Below are 8,104 nucleotides of genomic sequence, written 5' to 3'. Positions count from 1 at the left end.
CCTCCTGGAGGACGCCTTCATTGACACCGCCTCCGGCCCACGCCTCTCCGAAACATTCCTCGAACAAGTGCGGGGCCTCGTCAGTCGCGCTGCCAATCCCCTGTACGCCATTCTTCATGAGTCCATCTACGGGCAAGGGGAAGCGACCAACTGGGCAGCGTGGCGCGTGCTGGAGGACCATCCGGAATTCAAGCCCGACGCCGACGAGCCTCTGCTCACCGGGGAGATGGTGTACCCCTGGTACTTCGAGCAGGATCCGGCCCTGGTGCCTCTTCGGGAAGTGGCTGAACAGCTGGCCGCCAAGAAAGACTGGAAGCCCCTGTACAACCCTGCCCGCTTGGCGGCGAACAGCGTCCCCGTTGCGGCCGCAGTGTACAAGGACGATATTTACGTGGATCACGATCTGTCCCTCGAAACTGCTGCAGCCGTGCGTGGTCTTCAACCATGGGTGACCGCAGACTTCCACCACGATGGCATAGGGGAAGACGGCGAAGGCATTTTCGCCCGGCTCCTCGGGATGGTCCGGGCGGTCCGCTAGGCCGGCGGTTGGAGAGCCTGCGGGGTTGACGCTCCCGCTGTCCGTACGGTCAGCAGGAGCGTCAAGGCCAGCACCAACGCGGCCACAATGCCCGATGTCACATTGAGCCCCTGGTAACCGATCCAAGCGAGCAGTAGCCCGGAGGTGGCGCCGCCGATTGCACCGGCGCCACCCATGAGGGTGTCCGAAACTCCCTGGACCGTAACCCGTGCGTCGGGGGCAACACTCTCAGCCAACAAAGTTGAACCCGCGATGGTCGCGGCAGACCAACCCAGGCCAAGGAAGATCAGGCCGGCGGTGACAAGACCGGGCTCGTGTTGGCCGAACCCCGCAATAAGCACAGCGACCAGCAGGAGGCCGTGGCCCATGGCGATGGTTTGCAGGCGCCCGGCTTTGTCAGTCAGCCATCCCCAGAGGGGCGACAAAGCAAACATTCCGGCGATATGCAGCGAAATCGTCAGGCCTATGATCACCAGGGCATCTGCACTGTCAGTGGTTCCCCCATGGTGTCCGGCATGCGAACCGCCTACCAGCTGCTGAAGGTGCAGGGGTGTCATGGACATGATGGCCACCATCACGCCGTGTGCAGCCACTACGGCCGCCAGGGCGAGCATCGCCAACCTTGATGAGCGTACGGCGCGAAGTCCTGAGCGGATGGTGCCCCTGACGGGCAGTGCGTCATCGCCGGCGTCCCGGCGTGCCTGCGATGCCAGCCGCCGGGACAGCAACAGCGGGTCCGGGCGGAGACCCGCGAACAACAGGAGCGCGGCAAGGAACAGGCCAGCGGCAGAAAAAACGAAGGGACCTGCAATGGGCGGCAGCCCAAGCGCCTCCCCGACCACGGCACCCGGCTGGATCAGGTTTGGCCCGGCAACAGCGCCTATGGTGATTGCCCAGACGACGGTGGACAGTGATCGTCCGCGGTGCTCAGGTTCAGCGAGATCGACGGCGGCGAACCTCGCCTGGAGATTGGCGGCGGTGCCGAGACCCAGGAAAGCTGCGCCCAACAGGAGCAGCACGAAGGATTGGCCCACCACTGAGGCAATGACCAGGAGTGCTCCCACCATCGCCGCCACCAGTCCCGTAACCAGGCCGATGCGGCGTCCGCGTGTTTCAGCCAGCCTCGCCAGGGGCAATGCCGCGATTGCTGCAGCCAATGTCAGCACGGTGGTGATGGATCCTGCCCACGCTTCTGAACCTGACAGGTCTACTGCCAGCAGCGATCCGATGGAAAGGGTGGCTCCGTTGCCTACGCCGCTGAGGAGTTGCGCGGAACTGAGGAGAAAAACAGTACGGCGCTGAACCCTTTGCGGGTCCAGCGCCGTAGTTGAAGTGGTAGTCACTTCAGCAGACTACAACCTTTGGAGGTCAGTTACTCTGCCTCGCTCATGCTCTTTTTGGCGTCGGCCTCGAGTCGCGCATCCAGCTTGGCCTGCCGCGCCTGGGGGCTCATCAAACTTGCTACAACGGCAATGATGATGGTTCCGACAATGACCGCCAACGACACGTATGTGGGGATCTCAGGAGCCCACTCGATGTGCTGGCCGCCGTTGATGAACGGAAGTTCGTTGACGTGCATGGCGTGCAGCACGAGCTTGACGCCGATGAAGGCCAGAATCACGGACAGGGCGTGCTTCAGGTACACCAGGCGGGTCATGAGTCCGCCGAGAAGGAAGTACAGCTGACGCAGGCCCATCAAAGCGAAGATGTTCGCAGTGAAGACAATGAACGCGCTTTGCGTCAGGCCGAAGATCGCGGGAATGGAGTCCACGGCGAACAGGAGGTCGGTCAGGCCGATCGTGATGAAGACGATCAGCATGGGGGTGAAGACCTTCTTGCCGTCCACTACGGTGCGGATCTTGTTGCCGTCGAACTTTTCGGACATCGGCAGGACCTTGCGCAGGCGTGCGATCAGCGGGTTCTCTGCGCCTTCTTCTTCGTCTTCGCCGGAATCCTTGGCCTGCTTCCAAGCCGTCCAGAGAAGGAAAGCGCCGAAGATGTAGAAGACCCAGCTGAACTGTTCGATCACCACAGCGCCCAGGGCAATGAAGATACCGCGAAGGATCAGGGCGATGATGATGCCCACCATCAGCACTTCCTGCTGGTACTTACGGGGCACCGAGAAGCGGGCCATGATGATGATGAAGACAAAGAGGTTGTCGATGCTCAGGCTGTACTCGGTGACCCAGCCTGCGACGAACTGGCCGCCGTATTCGGGGCCGGCAAAGACGAACATGGCCACTGCAAAGAGCAGGGCAAGTGCTACGTAGAAACCGACCCACAGGCCGGCTTCCTTCATGGAAGGTTCATGGGGACGCTTGATGACCAACAGGAGGTCGATCAGCAAGATGATTCCGAGAACGACAAAGGAGCCGATCTCGAACCAGACGGGTAGCTGCATTAAAGGTGCCTTTCGCAGGGTACGGGAAAGCGGTGTAAGTCTCTCCGGCCTGCCAGGGTGCGGTGAATGCAAATTTTGGCGGCCCGCTAGATCCGGCGAGGCATCTGTGCCTTGCGTGCTGACGGACGTAGCGCTTGGGATACTCCCCTACGTGACCTCAACCTTACCTTAGGCGTGCCCGGCGGACTGCATCTGGCGTAATTCGCGCTTCAACTCCTTGACTTCGTCGCGGATGCGGGCAGCGACTTCGAACTGCAGTTCAGCGGCCGCACCATGCATTTGTTCGGTCAATTGCTCGATGAGGCCCACAAGGTCTTCAGCGGGTGCAGCAGCAAGGCCGTCCTGCCGTACCGTGGCCGCCCCCTTGGCAGCGGACTTGCTGCGTTTTCCGCCCTTGGCAAGCCTGTTGTTGTTGAGCAGTTCCTGGGTGTCTGCGTCTTCCTTGGCCAGCTGATCGGTGATGTCGGCAATCTTCTTGCGCAACGGTTGGGGGTCGATGCCGTGGTCGGTGTTGTACTGGACCTGGATGGCACGGCGGCGGTTGGTCTCTTCAATGGCGTGCGCCATGGAATCGGTGATCCTGTCAGCGTACATATGCACCTGGCCCGAAACGTTACGCGCCGCACGGCCGATGGTCTGGATCAGGGACGTGGAGGAACGCAGGAAGCCTTCCTTATCAGCGTCCAGGATGCTCACAAGGGAAACTTCGGGAAGGTCCAAACCTTCGCGAAGCAGGTTGATGCCCACCAGGACGTCGAAGACGCCCATCCGGAGTTCCCGGAGCAATTCCACTCGCCGCAGGGTGTCGACGTCAGAGTGCAGATACTCCACCTTGACGCCATGACCCACGAGGTAGTCGGTGAGGTCTTCGGCCATGCGCTTGGTCAACGTGGTGACCAGAACGCGTTCATTCTTCTCGGTACGGATCCTGATTTCACCCAGCAGGTCATCGATCTGTCCCTTGGTGGGCTTAACCACTACCTCGGGATCAATCAGTCCGGTGGGGCGAATGATCTGCTGGACGTAGCCATCGGCTTTGCCGAGCTCGTACTTGCCCGGGGTTGCGGAGAGGTATACCGTCTGGCCGATGCGTTCCAGGAACTCATCCCATTTCAGGGGCCGGTTGTCCATGGCCGAGGGCAGCCGGAAGCCGAAATCCACCAGGTTCCGCTTGCGGGACATGTCGCCTTCGTACATGGCGCCGATTTGGGGAATGGTGACGTGCGATTCATCAACCACCAGCAGGAAATCATCCGGGAAGTAGTCGATCAAGCAGTGTGGAGCCGTTCCAGGCTCGCGGCCGTCGATGTGGACTGAGTAGTTCTCAATGCCGTTGCAGAAACCCATCTGCTGCATCATTTCGAGATCGTACGTCGTCCGCATCCGGAGTCGCTGGGCCTCCACCAGCTTGTTCTGGCCTTCGAGAACTTTCAGCCGGTCTGCGAGTTCATCCTCGATCCGCTTGATGGCGCGGGCCATCCGTTCAGGGCCGGCCACGTAGTGCGATGCCGGGAAGACGTACATTTCTTCCTCGTCCCGCAATACCTCTCCGGTCAGCGGGTGGAGTGTCTGGATGTTCTCGATCTCATCGCCGAAGAACTCGATCCGAATGGCAAGTTCCTCGTACATCGGAATGATCTCCACGGTGTCCCCACGGACCCGGAAGGTCCCCCGGTGGAAGTCCATGTCGTTGCGTGCGTATTGCATGGAGACAAACTTCCGGAGGAGATGGTCCCGGTTCATCTCCGCGCCCTTGCGGAGCGTTACCATGCCGGCAATGTACTCCTCGGGCGTACCCAAGCCGTAGATGCACGAGACTGTGGCCACCACAATGACGTCGCGGCGGGTCAGCAGGGCGTTCGTGGCCGAGTGGCGGAGCCTTTCGACCTCCTCATTGATGGAGGAGTCCTTCTCGATGAAAGTGTCCGTCTGCGCTACGTACGCTTCGGGCTGGTAGTAGTCGTAGTAGGAGACGAAGTATTCCACCGCATTGTTGGGCAACAGCTCCCGGAACTCGTTGGCCAACTGAGCGGCGAGGGTCTTGTTCTGAACCATGACCAGCGTGGGTCGCTGGACCTGTTCAATGAGCCAGGCCGTGGTGGCGCTCTTGCCTGTACCAGTGGCACCGAGGAGAACGACGTCTTTTTCGCCGTTGTTGATTCGTTCTGTCAGCTCTGCAATGGCGGTCGGCTGATCACCGGCGGGCTTGAACTCGCTGATGACTTCGAAGGGCGCGACGACACGGTTGATCTCCTGGGCAAGGCTCATGGAACAAATCTACCCCCGCCCCAGGACAGCTACTGTCCGCGTTTGCCTTCAGCTGAAGACATATACGACGGCGGCCTCCAACCAACGCGTATGGCCCACTCCTCCATGAGCGGCCAGGCAACGTCAGTGAACCACGGTTCTTTGGCATCGGCGTAGTCCGCGGTGCCTTGATCCCCCGCGTGGGCAGCAGCCAGCTCGTTCTTGTGCGCCGCATACAGTGCTGCCGCTGACGGTTCTGCCCGCAACCAGTCGCGGAAGAGCAGGGCATAACGCCATCCCGGTGAACCGGCCACCCGTACATGCACGTTCACCGGCCGGCATGGATCCGCATTGGCGTGGAACCTCTTTTGCCACGACCCAGGATCCGGTTGTGAGCGCTTCGGGGTGTCCTGAGTGACCTCGGGTACGGCAGGGAAGCCGGCTGCGGCCAGGAAAGGTGCGATCCCGTCAGCTGACTCGAGGTCGGTCACTGCGACCTGGAGGTCGATCACGTCTTTCGCCCTGAGACCCGGTACCGAGGTGGAGCCGATATGGTCCACGGCAAGGATCTCCTGCGGCGCTGCCTTGATGATGCGCTCGGCGAGCCTTTCGGCCTGGGCAGCCCACTCCGCCTTCGATTCGACCATGACGGGTCCAACCTCGCGGTGGGCCCGGATGCCACGGCTGAGGTTCTCCGAAAAAGGGACCAGCCGGCGTTGCCACAACGAATCCACGGCGGTGAGCAGATCCTGCCGGCTTCCGGAGTTGTCCAGGACAACATCGGCAGCAGCATTGCGGTCCGTGCGTGTGGCCTGTGACGCCATACGGGACATGGCGTCCTGCCTGGACATCCGCCGGTACTCCACCATGCGGTGGATGCGAACGTCATCGGGAGCGTCCACCACCACCACTAAGTGGAAGTTGCTGCCCTGCCCGGTTTCGACGAGGAGCGGGATGTCCTGGACCACGATGTCATCAGGACCGGCACCTGAGACCGCCGCAGCAGCAGCCTCACGGACCAGGGGGTGGACGATGCTGTTGAGCACTTCACGCTGAGCGGGATCCTGAAAAACGATGGAACCGAGCTTGGGCCGATCAAGCCTTTGCTGTGCGTCGAGGATCCCGGGGCCGAACGCGTCCACAATCCGGGCCAGTCCCGGGGTTCCCGGTTCCACTACGTCGCGTGCGATGCGGTCAGCATCGACCAGGATGGCTCCCAATTCCTGCAACCTGGATGCCACCAGTGATTTCCCTGAGGCGATGCCGCCCGTCAGCCCGATTTTCAGCACCCTCCAACACTAGACTGAAGCGGTGGAAAATGAGGATGACAGCCGTGCGACGACCTACACGACGCTCGCGTCAGGCCCGGATTTTCGACATGAACTGGAAGTCCGGCGGTCCCGCTTCATCACGGTACTTCGACGTTCACCTGATGAGGAGACGGCCCGGTCCTTAGTTGCTGACCTCCGGCGCGAATTCCACGACGCCCGCCACCACTGCTCAGCCTTCGTCATAGGTCCGGACCGGATGATTCAACGGTCCAGCGACGACGGCGAGCCCTCGGGCACGGCGGGAATCCCCATACTGGAGGCCCTTCTCAAGCGTGAGTCAACACCGGGGGTGACGGACCTCAGCGACGTAAGTGTCGTCGTCGTACGCTATTTCGGGGGGATCCTTCTCGGTGCGGGTGGCTTGGTCCGTGCCTATTCTGAATCGGTCTCTGCTGCAATGGATCTTGCTCCGTTGGTTGAGCGCCGGAGGCTGCGCTTGTGCGCCATCAACGTTCTCCACGAGGAGGCCGGCCGGCTGGAAAACGAACTTCGCAGTTCCGGGTATGTCATGGCCGGGACGGGATACGGACCCCGGCACACAACACTCCAAGTGGCACTGGCCGCTGATGAAGAAGCCATCTCGGAAGCCCGTTCCAGGTTGGCATCCCTCACTGCCGGTTCGGCGGAACTCGAGCCCCTTGGCACCCAATGGGTTGACGTACCGCGGTAAGCGATCATCGGCTTGCGTCTAGGAAAGCAGAAGGACCCCTGCCCGGAGGCAGGGGTCCTTCTGTGGCTATTCAGCACATCCCGTGAGGGAGGCGGAATTAGTTGCCGGTCAGCTTCTCACGCAGTGCAGCGAGTGCTTCATCGGACGCCAGGGTACCGCCGCCGGTGTTGGACTCAGCAGCAGCCGGCTCCGAGGAGTAGCTCGTGGTGCCGGAATCGCTCTCACCGGACGTTGCAGCAGCAGCGTCGTCAGCAGCGTGCTGGGCAACCTGCTTCTTGTGTGCTTCCCAACGGGTCTGGGCGTCAGCGTACTGCTGCTCCCAAGCGGCGCGCTGGGTCTCGTAGCCTTCGAGCCATTCGTTCGACTCGGGGTCGAAGCCCTCAGGGTACTTGTAGTTGCCCTCTTCGTCGTACTCAGCGGCCATGCCGTAAAGAGCGGGATCGAACTCGGTGCTGTCAGCGTCAACGCCCTCGTTAGCCTGCTTGAGGGAGAGGGAGATACGGCGACGCTCGAGGTCGATGTCGATGACCTTGACGAACAGTTCGTCGCCAACGGAGACAACCTGCTCGGCGAGCTCCACGTGGCGGACAGCCAGCTCGGAGATGTGCACGAGGCCTTCGATGCCGTCTTCGACGCGAACGAACGCACCGAACGGAACCAGTTTGGTGACCTTACCCGGAACAACCTGGCCGAGGGCGTGGGTGCGGGCGAAGGTCTGCCACGGATCTTCCTGCGTAGCCTTGAGCGACAGGGAGACACGCTCGCGGTCCAGATCCACTTCGAGGACCTCGACGGTGACTTCCTGGCCAACCTCGACAACCTCGGACGGGTGGTCGATGTGCTTCCAGGACAGCTCGGAAACGTGAACCAGGCCGTCTACGCCGCCCAGGTCCACGAAGGCACCGAAGTTGACGATG

At 61.5% G+C, this 8,104-nt stretch carries 6 protein-coding genes and 1 pseudogene; 2 read left to right on the top strand and 5 right to left on the bottom strand.

Annotated elements, in window-relative coordinates:
* A pseudogene (locus HP499_RS17500) lies at window positions 1-538 on the top strand (alpha/beta hydrolase); the annotation flags it as partial.
* Here the strand turns inward: HP499_RS17500 and HP499_RS17495 are convergent.
* The 4 genes from HP499_RS17495 to coaE form a co-directional block, all read right to left on the bottom strand.
* Window positions 535-1,881 (bottom strand): MFS transporter, encoded by a 1,347-nt coding sequence (locus HP499_RS17495; protein WP_172325481.1) that lies wholly within the window; start codon window positions 1,879-1,881, stop codon window positions 535-537. The pseudogene HP499_RS17500 and the gene HP499_RS17495 overlap by 4 nt on opposite strands.
* A gap of 29 nt (window positions 1,882-1,910) precedes the next feature.
* The gene (locus HP499_RS17490) at window positions 1,911-2,939 is read right to left on the bottom strand and encodes a TerC family protein (RefSeq protein ID WP_172325480.1); all 1,029 of its coding nucleotides are present in this window, start codon (window positions 2,937-2,939) and stop codon (window positions 1,911-1,913) included.
* A gap of 168 nt (window positions 2,940-3,107) precedes the next feature.
* Window positions 3,108-5,207 carry an excinuclease ABC subunit UvrB gene (gene uvrB, locus HP499_RS17485; protein WP_172325479.1) on the bottom strand — a complete coding sequence of 700 codons (2,100 nt, stop codon included), beginning with the start codon at window positions 5,205-5,207 and terminating at the stop codon, window positions 3,108-3,110.
* 29 nt (window positions 5,208-5,236) lie between these two features.
* Window positions 5,237-6,475 carry a dephospho-CoA kinase gene (gene coaE, locus HP499_RS17480; RefSeq protein ID WP_172325478.1) on the bottom strand — a complete coding sequence of 413 codons (1,239 nt, stop codon included), beginning with the start codon at window positions 6,473-6,475 and terminating at the stop codon, window positions 5,237-5,239.
* 22 nt (window positions 6,476-6,497) lie between these two features.
* Between coaE and HP499_RS17475 the strand changes: the two genes are divergently transcribed.
* Window positions 6,498-7,187: a YigZ family protein gene (locus HP499_RS17475; protein WP_172325477.1), complete on the top strand. Its 690-nt coding sequence runs from the start codon at window positions 6,498-6,500 to the stop codon at window positions 7,185-7,187.
* 97 nt (window positions 7,188-7,284) lie between these two features.
* Here HP499_RS17475 and HP499_RS17470 read toward each other — a convergent pair.
* Window positions 7,285-8,104, bottom strand: an 820-nt coding sequence (locus tag HP499_RS17470; protein WP_172325476.1) for a S1 RNA-binding domain-containing protein, incomplete at its 5' end; no start/stop codon positions are given.

Source organism: Paenarthrobacter sp. CM16, assembly GCF_013179505.1.
GTDB lineage: Bacteria > Actinomycetota > Actinomycetes > Actinomycetales > Micrococcaceae > Arthrobacter.
This window is presented reverse-complemented; position numbering and strand designations above follow the sequence as displayed.